The organism is Microbulbifer pacificus (assembly GCF_002959965.1).
Taxonomy (GTDB): Bacteria; Pseudomonadota; Gammaproteobacteria; order Pseudomonadales; family Cellvibrionaceae; genus Microbulbifer; species Microbulbifer pacificus_A.
Map to the genome: position 1 here is coordinate 1829563 of NZ_PREV01000026.1, position 20592 is coordinate 1850154.

The following is a 20592-nucleotide window of genomic DNA, read 5'->3' on the forward strand; positions in this document are numbered from 1 at the left end:
GCCTCTATACCTCAGTACACTCGTTGCCTTGAAAATCTTTTGCAGGGCTGCCGCGACGGCAAGCCACTGCAATCGCCGACATCAGGAGAAGAACAGGCCACCGTTGATGTCGATATTGGCACCGGTGATGAAGGAGGCTTCATCGGAGGCCAGGTAAGCGACGGCATCGGCCACTTCACAGGCCTTGCCTTCGCGGCGCAGCGGGGTTGCATTGGCGACGTTGGCACGCACCGCGTCTTTGGTGAACACGTCGTGGAAGGTAGTGCTGATCATGCCCGGGCACAGGGAGTTCACGCGGATATTCTGCGGGCCCAGCTCTTTGGCCATAGCGCGGGTAAAGGTCATTACCGCACCTTTGGAAGTGGCATACGCCGATGCACCGGCGCCGCCGCCATCGCGTCCGGCCTGGGAAGCGAGGTTCACGATGGCACCGCCATCCATGTGCGGAACCACGGCCTTGGTCAGCAGGAAGGTGCTGTTCAGGTTCAGGGCGATGACTTTGTTGAAGAAGTCTTCATCCATTTCCGCGAGCGTCTTGCGCTCCACCAGGCCACCGGCAACGTTCACCAGGATGTCGATCTTGGAGCCGAACGCTTCCTGGGAGGCGGCCACAACGCGCGCCACATCTTCCTGCCTGGTCATATCACCCTGCACTATGATGGCTTCACCGCCGGCCTGCTGAATCTCGTTCAGGGTTTCTTCCGCAGTCTGCACATTGCTGAAGTAATTGATGACTACTTTGGCACCCTGTGCCGCCAGTTTCAGCGATACGGCCTTGCCAATATCGCGCGCCCCGCCACTGACGATGGCTACTTTGTTATTGAGTTTCATAGTGACTCCTGCTTGTAATTCAAAAATTCGTTTTTTTAAAGGATGACCGGATAAAGGAGATTCAACTCGCCGTTTCAGCGATTTGCTTTTTTTCCTGCTTGCTGCGCACCGGTGTGATACGCCCCCCGACAAACAGGACAGAGATCAACATCAGCGGAACCAGCGAGGCACCGAGAATGAAGAAGGGTGGATAATAGGTGCCGTCATTGGTAATGATCGGAACCATCTGAATGGCGGTAATCACACTGATGACCCCGACAGCACCGCTGATGCCGGCAAGACTGGCGACACTCTTGCCCGAGAAATAATCGCTGGGCAGTGTCTGGATATTGTTGATCGCCGCCTGGAACCCGAACAGGATCACGGTGATCAGTGCCAGCGCCGCCGCGGGCGTGGATGCCACCGTGGTCGCGAGCAGAGCCGGCAACATACACACGCCGCCGAGCAATACCGCAAACTTGCGCGATTTATTCACGCTCCAGCCAGAACTCATCAGCCTGCCGGAAAGCCATCCGCCGAACAGCGCTCCGGCCGCCGCACCGCAGTATGGAATCCACGCGGACGCGCCGATGGCCTTCACGTCGAATCCGAACTTGTCATTCAGGTACAGCGGCAGCCAGGCCACGAACAGCCACCAGATCGGCTCGATAAAGAAGCGCGCAAGAATCACACTCCAGCTCTGACGGTGCGACAGCAGCTCAGGGAGGCTTGGAACGTATTCGTCTTCGCTATCACTGGTTTTCGAAATCTGTCCGGAAAGAATCAGCTCGCGCTCTTCCTGGGTAATCCATGGGTGCGAATCCGGGCCGCTTTTGTAAATGATCAGCCACGGCACCAGCCAGACGAAGCCGAGCAGTGCCACCACAACAAAGGTCGCCTGCCAGCCGAGGAAGGCGTACAGGAAGGCTACGAGCGGCGGAGCGATAATACTGCCGGCGGAGGCGCCGGCGCCGAAGATACCTTGAGCCAGCGCGCGCTCTTTGGCCGGGAACCACTCGGCATTGGCCTTGGTGGCGCCGGGCCAGTTGCCCGCTTCACCGAAGCCCAGCAGGGTGCGGAAAATACTGAAACTGGTAACGGAAGTTGCCAGTGCGTGCAGTGCAATGGAAATGGACCACACCACAATCGACAGCATAAAGCCGATGCGTGTGCCGACCGCGTCAAACACACGGCCGAATACTGCCTGACCGACCGCGTAGGCAATCAGGAATACACTCATAATGTTGGCGTAGTCGTGGCTGTCCATGCCGAGGTCGTCGGCAATGCCCGGCCACATGACCGACAGCGCGGTACGGTCGATATAGTTGATGATGGTGGCGATGGCCACCAGTGTCACAATGGTCCAGCGTAAGTTCTTCATTATTATTATCCTGCTCAGGGGTTAACGAAATCTTCCCGGTAGGGACTGAAGGTATCGATCAGCACGCCGGCCTTTTTACACACGGCCCCGTGTTCCAGATGGGGGGCTATGTAAAAGCTGTCGCCCGCGGTGAGAATTTTTTTGTTGCCGTCTACCTGCACCTCAAATTCACCGCTTTCCACGTAACTTACCTGGGTGTGCGGGTGTTTGTGCACGTAACCGATACTGCCTTCCTCAAACCAGACCCTGACTACCATCAGATTTTCGTCGTAGCCGAGGATCTGCCGTTTGATGCCGCCACCAAGATCCTCCACTTCCACTTCCTGTGAAAGAACAAATGCGTCCGTCGCCGGCATAGTTACCTCCGCCATGACTTAATCTCTGATTGCTAAAAGATTGGCGCGGCTGGTGAGCTGGTAGGTCTTGCCGCGAAATGTAAATGGTTTGCTCGAATCTGCCATTGCCGATGCATCGGTATTGATGGCGAGCAGTAATTCATCGCCGTTTTTCAACGCTATCACCACCAAATCCAGGCTATCGATGCGCTGGTGTGTAAGCCCGCGAACCTTGCTTTCCGCCTCGAGCGTGAATTCTTTGGATGGGTTGTACTCGCCGTGCGGCTCGAGAACACTGACAAAGGTATGCGCGCGAGTGCCTTCACGTCGGGCGATAAAGGCTTTTTCCGAACGCAGGTTGAACTCGGGATCATTGGCGCCGAGTTCGGTGAACAGCAGTTCTGTTTTGCCATCCGCAATGGTGGAGTGGGTGTAAAAACGGCCGTTGTCGTTGAGCCAGGTAACCTGCGCAAGGCCATTTTCCGGCTTGCCGCGGGCTTTCAGCCACAGATGCTGATAGCCGTTCTGCTTTCCGAGCGCTGAAATACGGTCAGTGAATCCGCGCAGTGTGAAGCTGGTATCCACGAGCTGTCCGTTGTAATGCAGCGGCAGGTCCAGTTGATGATTCTTTTTCGCCTGCACATCAAACAGGTCGATGGCAAAGGTCGAACCGGTCTCGGCGTCATTCACCAGTGCCATGGTGCGGGTCAGCACGACCTCCGGGTAGGCGGATTCGATACTCGCCGAGCTGATTTTCACACGGTCATCTGCGTGGAAGAACCGCAGCTGGGGATGGTTATTGTTACCGACCTTCAGGTCGCCATCGAAGTGGGATCGTTCGTCCACCACCACCGTGTTGTGCGCGATCGTCTGCTTCGCATAGGTTTCGTTTTCCGGCAGATAACGGCCGCCGTGTTTGGCTTCGACATTGAGAAAACGGGCCGCCCCATAGTCAGTCACGATTTCGGAACCGTGGTCGTAAAACTGCCAGGTAAGCTTGTCGAAATGCCCGTGACCCATACCCTGGGCTGCGGGTTTGAACAGAAGTGCCTGCTCGCTGCCACTGTTCCCGCGCATCACTACCAGTGCACCTTCATCGCCGTCCTTGCCGTCGCGGAAGGCGGCGGAAATGAACGGATACGCCTGCGCCTTGCCCGCGTCCAGGTCCTGCGCCACTTTCAGACCGTCGCCGGTCAGTACGATCTGCTGTTGCTTCTGCGCGATATCCAGCAGTTGCGGATTGGCCGACTTCCCGTAGGCAATCGCAACGCCCTGAACCAGCTCGGCGGTGTCGATACCCTTGCTTTTAATGGCGTCATTGATGGGAAAAAACAGCCCGTTATAACTGAGCTGGATGGTGGTATCGATGGCCTTCATGAGCGCGCCGTCGCGGTAGCCGAAAATATCGCGCTCGGGTTCGTTGTTGTCGATAGCTTTGGCAAAGGTTACGAACGGCATCAGCGCATAGCGCTGGTAATAGGGGCCTTCGTTGTAATAGCCATCTGGTGAAAACAGCGTGTTCAACTGTTGCAGGAAACCACCCTTACCGGACTTTTCCAGATCCAGTAGTGACTGTTCCACCAGCTCCTGCTCATCCAGAACATAACCGGTCATACCGACACCAGCGGTTAGCCAGGTGCCGTGATTGTGTACCTTGTTGAAGGTTTCCGGCGATTCGACAGAAAGAAAACGCGCAACAGGGCGCAGCACACCTTGCTCGATTTTTTCCGCTTCTGATTCCGTAAGCGCTTCGCGCACCAGGTCATAGGCCTGGATGGTATACACCAGCCACACCGCTTCGTTCAGGCTCTGCCAGAACAGTTTGCCCGGATTGTCGGCTCCAGGACGACGCTTCGGGTGCAGCGGCAGTTTGGGATAGAGCTCTGCGTACGCAAGCAGCGTATCGCGCACGCGCTCTGCATATCGGGCGTCGCCGGTGATCTGGTACAACACGCCAGCGTTGTACATCAGCTGGTAATTGTTTTTGTGCTGCTCGTGGGTATAGCCGCCGCCGGCGTCCGCGGGCACGGGCACCGCGACAGGAGCCTGCAGCGCCAGGTCTACAGACATCCGGGTACTGAGGAACGCATCGCGGAAGCGGCCGGGTGTCTGTACTGCGCCCCGCATGGCGTCAACATCACTTGCGTTGATCACCAGGTTCGGATGCACCGCGGCAAAGTTTGCTAAAGGAAGCAGTGCCATACCCAGGGCAGACATTTTCAGGGTCGCGGCAATACCGGAGCGCAGCGAGCGGTTTTTTTTAATGGTGCGTTGAACAATCATTGATTACCGGATCCGTTCGGTCGCGTTTTAGCGTACCTGGTTATTGGCCAGAACGGCCGTGTGCTCACCCTCGGCCACCAGCTCCTCGATTACCGGCGCCGGGGTCTTGTTGAACTGATTGTTGGCAATCCGGGTAACGGGCTCACCAACGGTGTGCTCGATCACTACACCGGCACTATCCGCAATGGTGTTGTGGTTGATGTCAGCGACCTGCACGCCGTGCAGTCTGATCAGCGCCTGCGCTTTGTTGCGCTTGCCGAGACCGGATTTCTCGACGGTATTGTTGCTGAAGTTGATGTGTGGGCCGAACGTACTTTCGTCGGTACCGCCGCGGTACACATTTGCCAGTGCACCCTGGACATTGCGGAATGTATTGCCGGTGATCTCGACGTACTCGGCGTTGTAGATGCCGAGGTCGTCGCGCTCTTTGTCCAGTTTGAGCAGGTCGCCGCTGATGTTCTCGAATACGTTATCGACAATCGTGATCTGATCGGCGAATGCGCGGCTGCCGGAATCGAACAGGTGGTAGGAGTGGTTGATATCCAGATTTTCCACTCTGGAATTTCTCAGACTGAAGCGATAGTTCTGCAGCATGCCCCAGGGCAGGGTGCGCACCAACGTATTGCCCGCAGCATCCGGGCTGTTCGCTCCGGAAATGATCAATCCATCGAGAGAAAGGCTGCCGCCGTCGGCAATTTCGAACATGACCGGTCGCTCGGACATCAGTGTCACTTTGCCGGATTTTTTGGCCTTGATGGTAACCGTCTTCTCAATCTGCAGTCGTTTTCGCGCGTTGTAGCTGCCATTTTCCAGCAACAGAATGTCCCCATCCCCGGCCATTTGCAGGGCATTGAAAATGGCATCTTCACCGGGGCGTACGGCAATGGTCTTGCCGCTGTTGAACGGTGTGACAGGTTCGGACTTCGGGTACCAGGATACGCCCGTCACTTCCTTGGTAGTGACCGCAAGGTTGCGGGAAACACCCGCTTCCTGTGCGGAAGCATCGACCGGATACAGAAGTCCGTTGGCAGCGCGCTGTAACTGGTTCACTTGTTTCTCAATGCCGGCTGCAATTTTGGCATCACCGAATCCGTTGGAAGCGTTATTGCGGAAAGTAATTCCGGAAATATCGTCGAAAATGGAGAAGGGCGACTTCCTGCTTTCGGCGTAAAACAGGTTGCCTGCAAACTCCGAATCCTGTGGTACCGCGCTGCGCTCCGCATCGCTACCGGCGGCCAGGTGAATGTGGTCGACATTGATAAAGCTGTTGCCTTCCACCCGGGCGTTGACCACCTGGTGGTAGCGATTGATGGGAGAGTCGGGAACACCGTTCATTACGGTGAACCCGCTCCCGAACCGATAGCCTGTGAGCCTCTCGAGATAGTTGTTGCGCACCGTCTGGTCGCGATTGATCACGCGGATCCCACCGGTGTGATCCACGCCGTTACCCAGAAACACGTTGCCTTCGATAAGGTTGCCGTTGCCGTGGCGGAGCGTGAGGGTTCCGCGGGACTCGAAGAAGGTGTTGTTGCGAATGGTGTTCTTTCCGGATTTGACGGAAATGATTTCCACCTCTCCGTCGCAGCGGTCGAAGAAATTGTTTTCGATCACGGTGAAGGAGTTGGTCAGCGAGTAGTGGCTGGTACCGATACGCAGGGTCTCGCCACCGTTGGAACCGAGAATCGGGCGCGGACCAAAGTAGTTGTGGTCGATGCGGTGGTGATTCTCCTGGCTCGCTTCGCTGTCGAGGCGAACGGCCAGAGTCACACCCACGTTGCGTTTACCGGCAAGGTGGTTGTGGTCGAAGCGGTTATTCTTGCCGTAAATGGCAACCCAGTAATCGGATTCGGTGCGCTCCGGCTTGCTGAAATCTTCAATCACGACTTCGGTCACGCGGGAGTGGTTGGCCAGGTGCTCTTTATTGCGGCGAAAGGAGACGACTTCACCACTGGGAGAAAATCCGTCTTTGAAAACAAGTCCTGAAACTTCCAGATATTCACCGGCAAGTCGCAGATTGGATTGGCCGGTAAGGATCACCTTGCCTTCATCTTCCACTGTCAACGAGATGGGATTCCCTTTCTCACCCTTCCCTTGAAACAGAATCTCAAAATCCTTCCATACCCCATTGGCTAGTACCAGGGTGTCACCGGCTTTCAACTTTTTGACGGACTTGGCGTACTCCTGCTGGTTGTTGACCAGATATTCCTCGGCAGTTGCCTGCACGCAGAAAATGGATGCCTGTCCACAGGTGAGCAGGGCGGCGGCCAGTAGCTGTTGGATTCGTGAAATTCTCATGATCACCCGGGCAATGTCCTCAGTGTTATCACTGCCGGCACCACTATTTAATCAGTTTTGAGTGTTCTGGCCGGAGCTGTTATGCGGCCAGACTAAATTGGTAAAAAATGTCTGTCAACCAATCTGGGCGACCAGTTAGGGCGAAAGCATAAATCCATACGGAAAAATGCGCGTTTTTGGTTCGTTTGCAGTTCTTGTAGTCAGGGGTCAGACCAATATTGGGTTTTTTTCTGAAAATTGGTTGACGGTGTGGTGGTATGGTGAGACTTTGATCGCACCAGTGAGCGGACAGTCGTGGCAACGCCTCGAGTCTGGTCTACAGGCTGGACAAAAAAACCGCGATGCTGATGAGAAAAAAGGCGCCAGACAGGCGTACTTTGTTAATATCCACAAGCGCAGACTTCCCCGGGGGTAACAATGCGTAATAATAATAACGACGCAAATGATGTAATGGCGATCGAGAGAAAAGGCAAAGCACGCTTTGCCGAAAACAGTTTCAAAAAATCACTGCTGGTGAGTGCTGTTGCCGCTGCCTCTTGTATGGGTGTGGCACAGGCGCAGGAAGTAGCAGGCAGTGACCAGGCTCTGGAAGAAGTGGTTGTCACCGGCACCCGCGCGACCATCCAGACCACCATTGATATCAAGCGCAATTCCACCACCATCGTTGACGGTATGTCTGCCAACGAAATCGGTGATCTGCCTGCGCTGTCCATCGGTGAAGCGCTGGAGAACGTGACTGGTGCTTCCTCCCACCGCGAAAACGGCGGTGCCACCGAAGTTTCCATCCGCGGTATGGGTCCGTACCTGAGCGCGACCACGTTTAACGGCCGTGTCGCCACCAATGGCAGCGGTGACCGTTCCGTAAACTTCTCCCAGTTCCCTTCCGAACTGATGAACAAAGTTGCGATCTACAAAACCCAGGATGCGAGCCTGATAGAAGGCGGCGTAGCCGGCCTGATCGCCCTGGAAACCCTGAAGCCGCTCGAGTACGGCAAGCAGCGCATCCAGTTCGATGCCAAGGCGAATATCAACCCGGACCAGGCCAACCTCGACGATCCCATGGCGGGTGATATCGGTTTCCGCGGTACCGCCAGCTATGTCGACCAGTTCGAGTTCGACAATGGCATGGCCTTCGGTGTGTCTCTAGGTATTGAGAAAAGTGAAATTTCCCAGCCGGAAGCGGAAATGAACTCCTCCAGCCCGAGCAGCACACCGCCCTCGCTTTACGCGTGTCTGAACGATCCGAATGTGACCAATGAGGGGTTCTATCGTTCTGCCGGAGATTGTGAGGATCAGACTGGTACCGGTGCGAAGTCTGACCAGGGCTACAACACCAGCGTAGATCCTGACACCGGAAAGGCGGTCAGTCATGGAAGCCCTTACGCGTTTGTCGGCAGCTCCAATGGTTACAAGCAGAACGACACCTCCGACAAGCGCGATGCGGTGTTCGTGGCGCTGCAGTTCCAGCCGAATGACAAAACCGATATCAACTTCGATCTGCAGCAATCCGAGCGCCTGCAGGCGGAAGAGCGTCAGATTCTGAACTTCGCCAACATGAAGCGGGTTACCCCGGGCGTTACCGCAGAATCTCTGGTGGTGACCGATACCGGTGCGGTAATGAAGTGGGCGGGCGAAACCGCTATCGAGTCCAACAGCGAACTCTACTCCCGCACCGAGGATTACCTGGGTTACGGCCTGAACGTGTCCTACGATTTCACCGACAAGCTGACAGTTTCAGCGGACTATTCTTTCTCCGAAACTACCCGGGAAGAGCTTCAGGTTGGTATTCGCACCCAGTCCGACAAATTCGATATATACGGCGAGGAAACCCCCGGAGACTACCGTCCCATGGTTTCCTGGGACAAGACATCGGGGATTCTCCAATATGAGATCACTGACTTCGATGTCAATGACCATTCGCTGTTTTCCGATGCCTACCGTATCCGTATCGACAACGACGTAGATCGTCGCAATACCACGGAGGCATTCCGCGTGGACTTCGACCTGCGTGTTGACGGCAGCTTTGTTACCGCGATAAGTGGTGGGTTGCGCTTCTCCGAGCTGGAATATCTCGATCTGGGTGGCGCGCGTGATGAGTACAGTATTTCTCGCGGCTCCGAGGCCGGCGCGGCAGCGATCAAGGAAATTAACGAGACCTGTGCCATTGCTTTCCAGGAAGATGATTTCCTGAATAGCCGTAGCGACGGGAACCTGATTACCAACGTGGATAGTAATGGCAATGTCACCGGTGGCTCTAACAGTTGGGCGACCTTTGATACCCAGTGTGTCTCCGACATGTTGCTGGCGTATCAGGGCGAGGGTTTTGCTTACCCAGAGCTGGAAAACGGCACCGCCAATGTTACTGACGTAACGGAAACCACTACCGCGGCATATGTGATGGCGGACTTCGAAAGCACACTAAAAGGTACCCCTGTACGCGGTAACTTTGGTGTGCGTGTAGTACAGACCGAAGTCGAGTCCGTGGGGTATCGCACACCCTACGAAATTGTTGAGAGCGACTCCGGCGTGCTGTCCATGAACCCCATCGCCGATGCGGATCTCGAACGTGTGACAGCTGGTGGTGATTACACGGAAGTGCTGCCAAGCCTGAATGTGATCGCCGACCTGCGCGACGATCTCATGTTGCGCGGTGCGGTGTACCGCGGCATGTCGCGTCCAGACCCGAGTGACCTAGGCTACAAGCGCACATTCAATACCAACACGTCAGAAGAAGTAACCACCATCAACGAACTTCTCAGCGGCGTGGAGGGTGATGGCAACCCGGATATGCAGCCGCTGATGTCCTGGAATTTCGACGCTGCCATCGAATGGTATCCGAACGATGACACCATGGTGGCCTTTGGTCTTTACCACAAGAACTTCCAGGGTGGTTTTGAGACCGCGCGTATCACCGAAAGCTTTATGGTGGACGGTCAGCAGTTGAATGCAGATTTCGATATTGTTCGTACCAACGAAGACACCAGCACCATGAACGGCATCGAGCTCACCGGTACCCACCGTCTCTCCTACTTGCCGGGTTACTTGAGCGGTCTGGGTGTGAAGGCGAGTTACAACTTCGCGGATTCCGACTTTGAGTTCGAAGACAGCCAGTATGGCGATTCCGTAGTGCTGGACGAGAGCGGCAATGTGGTTTCCCGGAACATCGGCATCATTGCACCGGCGAATCTCCCTGGTTTCTCCGAACATGTGTTTTCCGGTCAGCTTTACTACCAGATTGGGGATTTCGATACGAGCCTGATCTACAAGTATCGTAGTGAGTACTTCCAGCCATACACCAGCAATGGTACTCGTCTGCGCTACGTGGGTGATGTGGGCGTATGGGAAGCGAAAGCCTCTTACCGGATTACCGATAACGTGCAGGTTAGCCTTGAAGCCATCAACCTTTTTGATGCGCCGAAAGAACAGTATTTCTTCACTCGCGACAACCTGGGTGAAGTCAATAGTTACGGTCCGCGCGTTTTCCTGGGCCTGAAAGCGAGGTTCTGAGATCTCGCGGGTTTGTCAGATTGGATGTCTCTTCTCCATCCCGGCGGTACCGCCCGCCGGAAACAATTCGCCCGCTTCGTGCGGGCTTTTTTTGCCCGCTGTTTTCCAGAATGTATTTCGTCGAGGTGCGCGCAATAAAATAAAAAGGCCATCGGGCGGCCCGTGGCCGCGGGATGGCCTTTCGGGAAGTGACGGGCTATTTATCAGAGTCCGGCACTTTCTCCGAGTCGGTCGATGGAAAAGCGTTTGCGCCGCTCGGAAATTTCCCGGCGAACCACTTCAACGGCTTTGGCTTCCGAGGCGTCATGCAGGGCATTCAATGAGCGGCTGAAATGCAGGCGCATCGCGCGGCGCGCGGCGCTGGCATCGCGGGCTTCCAGGGCCTGCAAGATGGCCTTGTGCTCGGCAAGACGTTTTTGGCCGTCCTTCTTACAGACGGACTTGTGTACATGCTGGATGTCCGGTGACTGCCCCTGGATATCCCATAATTTCGCAATCGTACTCATTAGGACCCGGTTGTTGGTTGCCCGAGAAATCACCTCGTGGAACTTGCGGTCGGCGCGCTCGGAGGTGAGATTTCCCTCTTCATTCTCCCGCACCATGTCCCGGTAGGCATTGCGCAGCTCTTCGAGCTGGTCATCGGTAATCATGGTCGCCGCCAGTGCTGCCGCCTCGCCCTCGACTAACACGCGGGCCTCAGTCAGTTCGAACGGGCTGAATTCCTTGGTGTCGGTGAATGTGTTGACGGGTTCAATAACATACACACCGGAGCCGGTGCGAACGGAAACGCGTCCCATGACCTCCAGCGCAATAATGGCCTCGCGGATACTGGGGCGGCTGACGTCGAACATTTCCGACAGTTCGCGCTCAGAGGGCAGTCGTACACCCGGCGGATATTCTCCACTGTCCAGCAGCACCAGCATCTTTTCCACTACCTGCTGATAAATACGGCGGCTATTACTCAAAAATGCAGTCTTCATAATGGCGTTCTTTGGTGTAACTCCAGGCTACAGCTTGCAATTCACAACACCGGGATACTACCACAATTGGTCTTACAGGCAATCTCCACTGGTATGATGGCTGATGGTGACAGATTGTCTTGAATGTTTGGTCAGGGTGACGGTAGGCGCTGTTCAGCGGGCTGTGGCGGCTGCTGTCAGGCAACTCCAGAGGCACAGAAGCGAGGTGTAAATAGTATTAGGCAGGGGCAAGAATTTCTTCTATCTTTCGCAGGTCAGACGGGCAAACTCGGCCCTTGTCACTCCCACCGCACCAGCGTGTATTCCCTATACCGAGGCATTCTCCCCATTCATGTCCCAGGTCCTTATTGTGATCGACAAACCCGAAGATTGGGCGCCTTACTACCCCAGTGAGCGGGTCATTCCATTTGCAGACTATCTCGCGTTACCGGCCCGCCAGCAGCGGGTGCGGGTGATCAACCTGTGTGGCAGCTACGAGTATCGCAGCGAGGGGTATTACTGCTCGCTGCTGGCGGAAGCCCGCAGCCACAATGTGCTGCCGAGTGTGCGCACCCTGAATGATCTGGGGCAGCCGCAGCTGTATAAACTGCAGCTGGCGCAGGCGATGCCGTCGCTGGCAAAACTGAAACCCCCGGCCCCCGGCTCCGAATGGGTGGTGAAGTCCTATTTTGGTCGCTGCAGCGAGCCGTCCCTGCAACCGCTGGCGCGTGCGCTGTTCGACCGTTTCGCCTGCCCGGTACTGGAAATCCATCTGCACGCGGATCATCAGTGGGAAATTGTGGAGCTGAAGGTCTGCTCTCACAAAGACCTGAACGAGGCGGAAGAAACCGAATTCGCCGAGGCGCTGGACAATTTCAGCAACAAAGTCTGGCGCCAACACAAGAAGCCCAGCAACAGCCGCTATGACCTCGCCATCCTGGTCAACCCGGAAGAGAAGTTGCCGCCCTCGGACGGCCCGGCGATCAAGAAGTTCGTCAGCGCCGGGCGCGAGCTGGGATTGTCGGTGGAGCTGATCGGCCCGGGGGATTACATGCGCCTGTCGGAGTTCGACGCGCTGTTTATCCGCGAGACTACGGCCATAGACCACCATACCTACCGTTTCGCCAAAAAGGCCGAGGCCGAGGGGCTGGTCGTACTGGACGACCCGACCAGCATCATGCGCTGCACCAACAAGATCTATCTTGCGGAGCTGTTCCAGAACTACAAGGTTCCCGCGCCGCGCACCCGTATCCTGCGCCGCGGCGACGAAGAGGGGCTGCGCCAGGCGGCGGCGGAATTAGGTTTGCCGATGGTTGTGAAAATCCCCGACGGCGCCTTTTCGAAGGGCATGGTGAAGGTGAACTCCGAAGCGGAGCTCGGCAAGCTGGATGAGTTGTTTGTCGAGTCGAGCCTGTTACTGGCGCAGGAGTTTCTGTACACCGAATTCGACTGGCGCATCGGTGTGCTGGACAACAAGCCGCTGTATGCGTGCCGTTACTACATGGTGAAGAACCACTGGCAGATCTACAGCCACACCACCAAGAAAAGCATCAGTGGCGGATTCGACACCCTGCCAACCTTCGAGGTGCCGAAAGCGGTGCTGCAGGCGGCGATCAAGGCCACCAAGCCCATCGGCCGCGGTCTCTATGGCGTGGATGTGAAGGAGTCCGGTGGCAAAGGCTACGTGATCGAGGTGAACGACAACCCGTCTATCGACAGCAGTGTGGAAGACAAGTATCTGGGCAAGGAGCTGTATCGCCTGATCCTGCAGGAATTTATCCGCCGCCTGGAGGCGAAGCGGGCCGGGCAACAGGGCGAATAGGAAGTGGGGGGCTGAGCGGGCAAGAAGGTCGTTCACACCATCTGTCGACACAACTCCAGCCAGCGCTCGATTCCCGCGCTGCGGTATTTCTGCCGGTGCAGAGCGAAGTAGAATTCGCGGCGGAAATTCCGCTGTGGTACCGGCAATTCCACCAGAGCTCCGCGCTTGAAGGCGTCTGTGAGGGACACCCGCGACAGGCAGCTGATGCCGAGACCGGCTTCCACGGCGCGCTTGATCGCCTCGGTGTGTTGCAGCTCCAGACGTATATTCAGTTCCGGCAGCAGCCCGGCCATGGCGCGCTCGAAGGTCTGACGTGTGCCGGAACCGGTTTCCCGCAGAATCCAGGTGGCCGCCTTCAGGTCGTCATCGCTGAGGTCAGGGCGTCTTGCCAGAGCGTGGTCCGGCGCACAGAACACTACCAGCTCGTCGCCCCGCCAGGGGATCATTTCCAGGTCGGTGTGATTGAGCTCCCCTTCAATCAGCCCCAGATCCAGCTCGAAATTGAGTACGCCCTGGGCGATGGTCGAGGTGTTGGCCACCTCCAGCTTTACGCGGGCACCGGGTTGCTCCTCCATATAGCGGGCCATGATGCCCGCGGCCAGATAGTTGCCGATGGTAAGGGTGGCGCCGATCTTGAGGCGGCCGAGATCGCCGTGGGCCAGCAGTGTGCCTTCCAGCTCCCGCGCCCGCTCCAGCAATTCTTCCGCGCGCGGCCACAGTTGCCTTCCCAGCTCGTTGAGTCGCAGACGCTTGCCGGTACGCTCGAACAGACGCAGGTCAAACTGCTGTTCGAACTCCTTCAGTGCTGTGGATGCGGCGGATTGGGACATGTTGAGACTTTCCGCTGCACGGCTCACGTTTTCGTGGTGGGCGCAGGCGAGAAAGACCTCCAGCTGTCGCAGTGAATAACGCATGGCAAAAGAAATTTCTTAATCACAAAAACAGATAACGAATATCGAAATATCCCATTTTGCTGATAGATATGCCAGCGCTAGAATTCTCCCAGCAAAAAGGTCAGGAATAAGTGGTTCTATACTTATGTCAAATTTGAATAAGGAGACGGTGCTCGAGGTCCATCACTGGAACGACACCCTGTTCAGCTTCAAAACCAGCCGCGATCCGGCGTTCCGCTTCGAAAACGGCCACTTCACCATGATCGGCCTGGAACAGCCGAACGGCCGTCCGCTGCTGCGCGCCTACTCCATTGCCAGCGCCAACTACGAGGACGAGCTCGAGTTCTTCAGTATCAAGGTACAGGACGGCCCCCTGACCTCGCAGCTGCAGAAGATCAAGCCGGGCGACGAAATCTTTGTCGGCCGCAAGCCCACAGGCACCCTGGTGGCCGACCACCTGCTGCCGGGTAAACGTCTTTGGCTGCTGTCCACCGGCACCGGCCTTGCGCCGTTTATGAGCATCATCCGCGACCCGAGCGTCTACGAACGCTTCGACCAGGTGATTCTGACCCACGGCGTGCGCTACAAATCCGAACTGGCCTATCAGGACTACATCCAGAAAGAGCTGCCGGAACACGAGTTCTTTGGTGAGATGGTGCAGAACGGCCTGTTGTACTACCCCACCGTGACCCGCGAAGCCTACCGCAACAACGGACGCCTGACCGACCTGATGTTGTCCGGCAAGATTTTCAGTGACCTGGGCCTGCCCAAGCCGAATCTGGATGATGACCGTTTTATGTTGTGCGGCTCTCCCTCCATGCTGAAGGACCTGACCAAAATCCTCGACGACTGGGGTTTCCGGGAAACCCGCGCGGGCGTTCCACACGAGTATGTGATCGAGCGGGCATTCGTGGAAAAGTAAGCGTCATTGCCGGTGCCGCTCAGGGGTGACATTTCTCGGAGGTGAGAAAGATCATAAAACCTGAGCGGCGCAGGTCGCTCGCCGATGAACAGAACACCGGTGTCGGTACTTTGAAAATGTCCGCGCGACGGATTGCGCAAGGACAGGGAAGGATGCCCGCGTTTTCGAAGTGTCGACCCCCGTGTTCTGTGTTAATACCGAACCGGCTTTTCCAGTGAGGACAGGCGTCACGCTGGTGACGTGTTTATTTGAACCACCCTTCGGGTGGTTTTTTTCATTCTGGTATGCGCTTACCGGAGTGTGGGCCGCTCCCGCCACCAGGTGAGTGCCAACAGCGCCAGCAGTGCGAGGGTGATCCAGGTGAGCGGTAGGGGATTTTTCCCCGTTACCGGCTCGCGAGGGCCGAGTCGTGCGCGACGCATCTGTACAATGTCCCGCCGCGCCATCGCGGTCTGCCATTCGGGCCAGGCTTCTTCCGCAAATAGATACAGATCGTTGTCGCTCTCACCAATGCGGTACCACCCGGCCCGCTGTGGCCAATACTGGTGACAGCGATGTGTGCCGTAGCCGCCGGCGGCTGCCGATGGCGACGGGTTGGTACCCTCGCCGGCGGCCAAACGCAGTTGGGGTGGCTCGTGGCCAAACGCGGGACTGCAGAGTTGTAACCGGTGCGCGGCCAGCGGCAGCGGCGTTTCGGTGGTGAGCGGCGCATGCTCGCCGCGCAGAGCCAGCTGATGGTCCAGTATCTGTTTCCACAGTCGTGCAAAGTCGGAGGAATGACCGGCGGTCTGCCAGCGATAACTGTTGCTGAACAGCACAAATCCGAGGGACTGCTGTGGATCGACCCGTGCCCAGTACAGTGCCCGCGTGTCGCCGCTGCGCGTCTCGAGAATATGTCGATCCCCCGCGCCGGTCTGCGCCGGTGTGTAACCCACCAGCTGCAGCGCCGGTATTTCTTCATTCTGGGCGACAGCGGGATAGGCGGCGGCCGCGCGCTCCGTTTTTTCCAGCGGCATACCACGATTGCGCGCGTATTCGAGGAAACCCGCGGAGCTGTTGTCATCCACCAGCCACAACACGGATTTTTCCCCGCTGAGCGCAGTCAGTTGCCCGCGCTCACTGGGCGACAGTTGCGGCCACAGGCGGCTGTCGAGAATCAGCAGATCAAATGGCGTGTCTTCGCCGAGCAGAGACGTTTCCCGCAGCACCTGCGCGTTGAAGGTTTCCCGGCGCTGCAGTTCCGGCGCCAGTTGCGTAACCACCTGGGTCGGCGTGCCGGACTGGCGCAACCAGCGCCCGAGCGCGGCGGATTCAAATCCGGGGCGCGCAAGCCACAACAGTACCCGCGGGCTCTGCACTGCACGCACCGTCACCGGCAAAACCTCCTCACGCGGAGAACTCACCTGATCGCTTTCGATACGCACCCGGTAGAGCCAATTCCCGGTGAGTTTCGGCTGTGCGCGCAGAATGACGTGTGGGTTTTCCTGTGACAGCAGCGCGCTATCGGCATCGCCACCAAAAGGATTCTGCAGCGACAATCGCAGCGGCGTCTGATGGCCGGATGTGAGGCGGATTTCCAGCGTCAGCGGTTCGCCGAGCGCGATATCCCGGTTCCAGTGCAGCTGCCAGCCGGGGGCCTCCGTTGTCCCCGACGGCTGCAGGCGCACCGGAGGCAGGTCGCGTAGTGCGTCGCGAAGCAGGCCGTCGCCAGTGAGATGAAGCCTGTCGAGTGCGGCAACGGTGCCGGAATCCGGCAGCTCGTCCGCGGGAGTGGGCAGGCTGAGGGTACTTTTCAACGGCAGCAATGCCGGCGGAAAAAACAGAAACCACACCAGCAGCCAGATACCCAGCTGCGCCAGTGAGGCAAACCATTTCGCCGACGCGGAAATGTGTTGACGTGCAATGAGCCACAACGAAAGCGCAACGCCCGCGACACAGATTGGCGCGACCCAGTCTGTCACTGTGTATCTCCCTGAGTCTGCTGTAACCAGTCACCATACTCGCCCTCGCCTGGTCGTATTCGCGGCAGAGTGGGGCGCGCTTCGGGGGCGGGGATCAATCCATACAGCAGCGCCGAGAGGCGTCTGCGGCAGTCGCTGCAATCTGGCTGCTGCCGATAGCGGCGGAGGTGTTTTGCCAGTGACATCCGCAGATCAGCATCGTCGCGCAGTATTTGCCGTTGTTTTAATGACTGCTCTTCGCTTTCTGCGATGATGTCTCCCCGCTGGACTTTATCCAGCAGCGCGAGTAGTTGCATACGTTCGCTGTCGTCACCACTGCTTTCAACTTTGGGGAGTACGGGTGGCTCATATTCAGCGGATAGGCGGCGGCTCTCATCCAGAGGCGGCGTTTCAAATCCCACGCGCTGCAGGTAGATGCGCGATGCCTGCTGAACTTCCTTGATATAGCGCAACGCGGTGTGCTGATAGGGCAGGGAGGCCTGCGGTTCTATCACGGAAAGATCGCGCCATGCGCTCCACATGGCGTTGAGCGCACTGCGCAACAGTTCCTTGGTCCTCGGGTCGAACAGAGTGGCGTGGTCCGAGCTGTCGTGCTGATGACCTGCGGCGGCAACGACGCCAGAGGCATCGCCGAACTGGGAGGAGGCATCACCGAATTGGGAAGAGCCGTCACCGAATTGGCGAGAACCGTTGCCGGATTCGTGGGAATGGCCCCCCGCAGTCTCGTCATGATCGTGTCCGTGTTCACTCTCGTCGCCGTGGCCCGATGCATTTTGCTGGTGGTTGCCTTCGTCATGACCGGCTTCCTCCAGCGCGGAATCCTCTTCACCAAGAAAACGACCATAGCGCATACGCAGAAGGTTCTGTTCATAGGCCAGCGATGCTGAGCGCTTGCGGAATTCTTCTGCACTGATCTGCTGCGCGTCCTCCAGCAGTGCTTCGGTGTCGATGATCAGCTGGCGCTGGCTGCGGAAATACTCCGGCAGTACCTTGATGGCCATGCCTTCCGTGTCGCTGAGCCCGAATATTTCTTCCTGCGGCCAGCGCAGAATGTAGTGCTGGCTTTTCTGCACGTTGGCCTCGGGCGCGCGATTGTCGCGTGCTTCCAGATACCAGTAGAGTTCATCGCCCGGCTCAATGGCGTAGCGCTGTACCGGAATGGAAAACCGGAACTGCTTTTGATGGTCGGTGTCGCCCTGCGCGTGCAGTTTTATACGCTCGTTGCGAAAGCGCACATTTTCCCCGCTGCCGCTGGCGAGCGTCAGCAGCAGATCGGTGTCCACTACGGTAAAGTCATCGCGTACGCGTACGCTGACCTGCAACAGCGGTGACTGCGCGTCTTCCTCCAGGCTGACGACGGTGACACTGTCCAGCGGCCGCTCAAACACAAACTCGGGTGCGCGGTCGGCGGTGATATCAATATTGTGTATTGGTGGCAGCAGCGTCTGTTGCATACCCGGCGTTGGCGTAATGGCCAACTGGTAGAAGTCCGATGTCTGGAGGACGCGACGCAACTGCCAGTGTCTGCTCGGTAGTGGTTCGGCAGCGGTGAATGCAAATGTCTGCTCGGCGGCGAGCATGTGCAGCGCGTGAGCGGGTGCATCCAGCGTGATATACCACTGAATGTGCGACTGTTCCGGGGCCTTTATCTGCAGTGTCTGCGTCGATGTGGCGAGCCCTGTGTAGGAAGGCGGTTCCACGAGGGTTTCCGCCGCGACAATCGCCGGTGCGGACGCCCGTACTTCGCCGCTCCTGGTTGCCGAATTTTCGCTGTCGGGTATCACGACATCCGAATGCTGCAAATTCACCAGCGTGGAAACCAGTAAACCCAGGCAGGCACCGGTGGCGGCCAGCAGTGGGCTGCGCAGATATGGCGGGTGAAATGCATTCAATTCACCCTGGGCGAGCAGGGTCCGCAGGGCGCGGGCTGTACGCCGCCGCTGCAACAATAACACCGGTGACAGTTGATTCGCGTCGGACAACAGCAATTGACTGCTGTCCTGCAGATGGGAATAGCGGGCATCCAGTCTGGCGCAGAGTTGCGCCTTCGACAGGCGCCACTGCCGGTCCGCGATGAGTGCCAGAAAAACAAACACGAAAATCATCGCAGGCAGCCACGGTGGCAGCGGCCAGAAAAACATGCCGACTGTGGTGATGCTGATGGCGGTGAGCGTGAGCAGGGCATAGGGCAGCAGGCCGCGGCGGCGCCATTGCGACGCGGTGTCGCGCAACAGCAAATCGACGTTACTATCAGTCTGGTCAGACATCGGCTTTACCATCAACCTGCGAAGCGGTGACTGCGGGTGCGTTTCGCCGCGACAGCGCGATTGTCCGTTCCGCCAACAGCAACAGTGCGAACAACAACAGCAGAGAAGGCTGCATTGGCTGGCGAAACTGTCCGCTCACCTCCTCATCCGTCACCGCGATACCGGCATCGGCGAACCAGTGACCGCGAGCGCGATACTGTCGCTGCCAGTCCTGTGCGCTCCACTGCTGCCACAACCGCTGCGGCAGCGCCCGGTGGTGATAAAACGTTTCCCTGTGCCAGTCGTCGCGATAGCGCAGCCAGTTGCCGCGCCCAACGCTCGCGACTTCGAGACCCGGCTCGATCTCCGCAAAATCCAGATCGCGGCTGTCGCGTCCCCGGGCATCGGTGATCAGCATGCCGCCGCCGCGTATAAACGCCAGCACCGGTGGTGGAAGCTCGCCGGGCGTGTCGTAAATCAGCCAATCTATTTTGCGTGGGTCTATTTCAGATTGCCGTGACAAATACTGTGGCTCCGGAAGTGCCAACTGCCGCAGTGCCGGTTTCAGCCACGGCGGCGCACTGCCGATGACCGCCATCCTCGGTGGGGCAATACCGGTCTCGCCGGCGTCGATGTGGTGCCACTGCCAGAGAGGACTGATTTTCAGTGTCTGGTAGCTCGCGGGAAACGGCATCTGCTGCAACAGAATGTGTGCCCGGCGGAATTCGCCCGCATATGCCAGTTGCGTCAGGGTCTGCCCCACATCGACTGCCGCCGGACGGGGTGTGGATATGTCGGTGGGCGCCGACTGCAACCAGTACACATCCGCAATGGCCGGATGTGCGGCAAGGAAGTCTTGCAGCGCGGTATCGGATACGGCGGGATCCACCAGCAGTATCTGAGCGGATGGCTGCGCCGGCCGCTGGTACAGCGGTGATGTCAGCAGCAATGCGAGCAGTGCCAACAGCAGCATGCGCAGCAGCAGGAGTCGGCGGTCGCGCAGGAACAGACGTTGCCATTGCCGCTGACGTTTCTGTTGCAACCACTGTACCGCCGCAAAGGTAATTTCCCGGGGAGCGCTGCGGCGCATCAGATGAATTAACAGTGGAATTGCCAGTGCCCCCAACAACCATAACCAGATGGGGGATTGCAGAATCAGAGCCTCGGCAAATGACATC

Annotated in this window: 13 protein-coding genes; 3 read left to right on the plus strand and 10 right to left on the minus strand. The window is 57.6% G+C overall.

Going from position 1 to position 20592, the window contains the following annotated elements:
• Window positions 1–81: 81 nt before the first annotated feature.
• The 5 genes from C3938_RS08180 to C3938_RS08200 form a co-directional block, all read right to left on the minus strand.
• On the minus strand, window positions 82–831 hold the full coding sequence (locus C3938_RS08180; protein WP_105102670.1) for an SDR family NAD(P)-dependent oxidoreductase: 750 nt from the start codon (window positions 829–831) through the stop codon (window positions 82–84).
• A gap of 61 nt (window positions 832–892) precedes the next feature.
• On the minus strand, window positions 893–2191 hold the full coding sequence (locus C3938_RS08185; protein ID WP_105102671.1) for an MFS transporter: 1299 nt from the start codon (window positions 2189–2191) through the stop codon (window positions 893–895).
• 14 nt (window positions 2192–2205) lie between these two features.
• Window positions 2206–2562, minus strand: coding sequence for a cupin domain-containing protein (locus C3938_RS08190; RefSeq protein WP_233998716.1), 357 nt, complete (start codon window positions 2560–2562; stop codon window positions 2206–2208).
• A gap of 3 nt (window positions 2563–2565) precedes the next feature.
• Window positions 2566–4809 carry a heparinase II/III domain-containing protein gene (locus C3938_RS08195; RefSeq protein ID WP_199775513.1) on the minus strand — a complete coding sequence of 748 codons (2244 nt, stop codon included), beginning with the start codon at window positions 4807–4809 and terminating at the stop codon, window positions 2566–2568.
• A 27-nt stretch (window positions 4810–4836) separates the two neighbouring features.
• The gene (locus C3938_RS08200) at window positions 4837–7104 is read right to left on the minus strand and encodes a polysaccharide lyase 6 family protein (RefSeq protein WP_105102673.1); all 2268 of its coding nucleotides are present in this window, start codon (window positions 7102–7104) and stop codon (window positions 4837–4839) included.
• Window positions 7105–7521: 417 nt separating this feature from the next.
• Between C3938_RS08200 and C3938_RS08210 the strand changes: the two genes are divergently transcribed.
• A complete protein-coding gene (locus tag C3938_RS08210) occupies window positions 7522–10611 on the plus strand; it encodes a TonB-dependent receptor (RefSeq protein WP_233998717.1) in 3090 nt (1029 codons plus the stop codon).
• Window positions 10612–10814: 203 nt separating this feature from the next.
• Here the strand turns inward: C3938_RS08210 and C3938_RS08215 are convergent, their stop codons facing one another.
• Complete coding sequence (locus tag C3938_RS08215) at window positions 10815–11591, minus strand: FadR/GntR family transcriptional regulator (protein WP_105102675.1); 777 nt, start codon at window positions 11589–11591, stop codon at window positions 10815–10817.
• Between the two features lie 331 nt (window positions 11592–11922).
• On the opposite strand from C3938_RS08215, the gene C3938_RS08220 reads away from it, so the two are divergent.
• Entirely contained in the window at window positions 11923–13392 is a 1470-nt protein-coding gene (locus tag C3938_RS08220) for a RimK family protein (RefSeq protein ID WP_105102676.1), read from the plus strand.
• A 32-nt stretch (window positions 13393–13424) separates the two neighbouring features.
• Here C3938_RS08220 and C3938_RS08225 read toward each other — a convergent pair whose 3' ends face one another.
• Window positions 13425–14306 (minus strand): LysR family transcriptional regulator, encoded by an 882-nt coding sequence (locus C3938_RS08225; protein WP_105102677.1) that lies wholly within the window; start codon window positions 14304–14306, stop codon window positions 13425–13427.
• 124 nt (window positions 14307–14430) lie between these two features.
• Between C3938_RS08225 and C3938_RS08230 the strand changes: the two genes are divergently transcribed.
• Entirely contained in the window at window positions 14431–15207 is a 777-nt protein-coding gene (locus C3938_RS08230) for a ferredoxin--NADP reductase (RefSeq protein WP_105102678.1), read from the plus strand.
• A 290-nt stretch (window positions 15208–15497) separates the two neighbouring features.
• Here C3938_RS08230 and C3938_RS08235 read toward each other — a convergent pair whose 3' ends face one another.
• The 3 genes from C3938_RS08235 to C3938_RS08245 are packed head-to-tail and all read right to left on the minus strand — an operon-like array spanning window position 15498 to window position 20591.
• Window positions 15498–17168, minus strand: a complete 1671-nt coding sequence (locus C3938_RS08235) for a hypothetical protein (RefSeq protein ID WP_105102679.1) — start codon at window positions 17166–17168, stop codon at window positions 15498–15500.
• A complete protein-coding gene (locus tag C3938_RS08240; RefSeq protein ID WP_105102680.1) occupies window positions 17165–19435 on the minus strand; it encodes a hypothetical protein in 2271 nt (756 codons plus the stop codon). The genes C3938_RS08235 and C3938_RS08240 overlap by 4 nt, the downstream gene beginning before the upstream one ends.
• A complete protein-coding gene (locus tag C3938_RS08245) occupies window positions 19428–20591 on the minus strand; it encodes a BatA domain-containing protein (RefSeq protein WP_105102681.1) in 1164 nt (387 codons plus the stop codon). The genes C3938_RS08240 and C3938_RS08245 overlap by 8 nt, the downstream gene beginning before the upstream one ends.
• Window position 20592: the final 1 nt, after the last annotated feature.

Coding starts and splice junctions, on each gene's coding strand:
- C3938_RS08185 (WP_105102671.1), bottom strand. CDS start 2,191: ATGAAGAACTTACGCTGGACCATTGTGACACTGGTGGCCATCGCCACC.
- C3938_RS08240 (WP_105102680.1), bottom strand. CDS start 19,435: ATGTCTGACCAGACTGATAGTAACGTCGATTTGCTGTTGCGCGACACC.
- C3938_RS08180 (WP_105102670.1), bottom strand. CDS start 831: ATGAAACTCAATAACAAAGTAGCCATCGTCAGTGGCGGGGCGCGCGAT.
- C3938_RS08215 (WP_105102675.1), bottom strand. CDS start 11,591: ATGAAGACTGCATTTTTGAGTAATAGCCGCCGTATTTATCAGCAGGTA.
- C3938_RS08225 (WP_105102677.1), bottom strand. CDS start 14,306: ATGCGTTATTCACTGCGACAGCTGGAGGTCTTTCTCGCCTGCGCCCAC.
- C3938_RS08200 (WP_105102673.1), bottom strand. CDS start 7,104: ATGAGAATTTCACGAATCCAACAGCTACTGGCCGCCGCCCTGCTCACC.
- C3938_RS08195 (WP_199775513.1), bottom strand. CDS start 4,809: ATGATTGTTCAACGCACCATTAAAAAAAACCGCTCGCTGCGCTCCGGT.
- C3938_RS08220 (WP_105102676.1), top strand. CDS start 11,923: ATGTCCCAGGTCCTTATTGTGATCGACAAACCCGAAGATTGGGCGCCT.
- C3938_RS08230 (WP_105102678.1), top strand. CDS start 14,431: ATGTCAAATTTGAATAAGGAGACGGTGCTCGAGGTCCATCACTGGAAC.
- C3938_RS08245 (WP_105102681.1), bottom strand. CDS start 20,591: ATGTCATTTGCCGAGGCTCTGATTCTGCAATCCCCCATCTGGTTATGG.
- C3938_RS08210 (WP_233998717.1), top strand. CDS start 7,522: ATGCGTAATAATAATAACGACGCAAATGATGTAATGGCGATCGAGAGA.
- C3938_RS08190 (WP_233998716.1), bottom strand. CDS start 2,562: ATGGCGGAGGTAACTATGCCGGCGACGGACGCATTTGTTCTTTCACAG.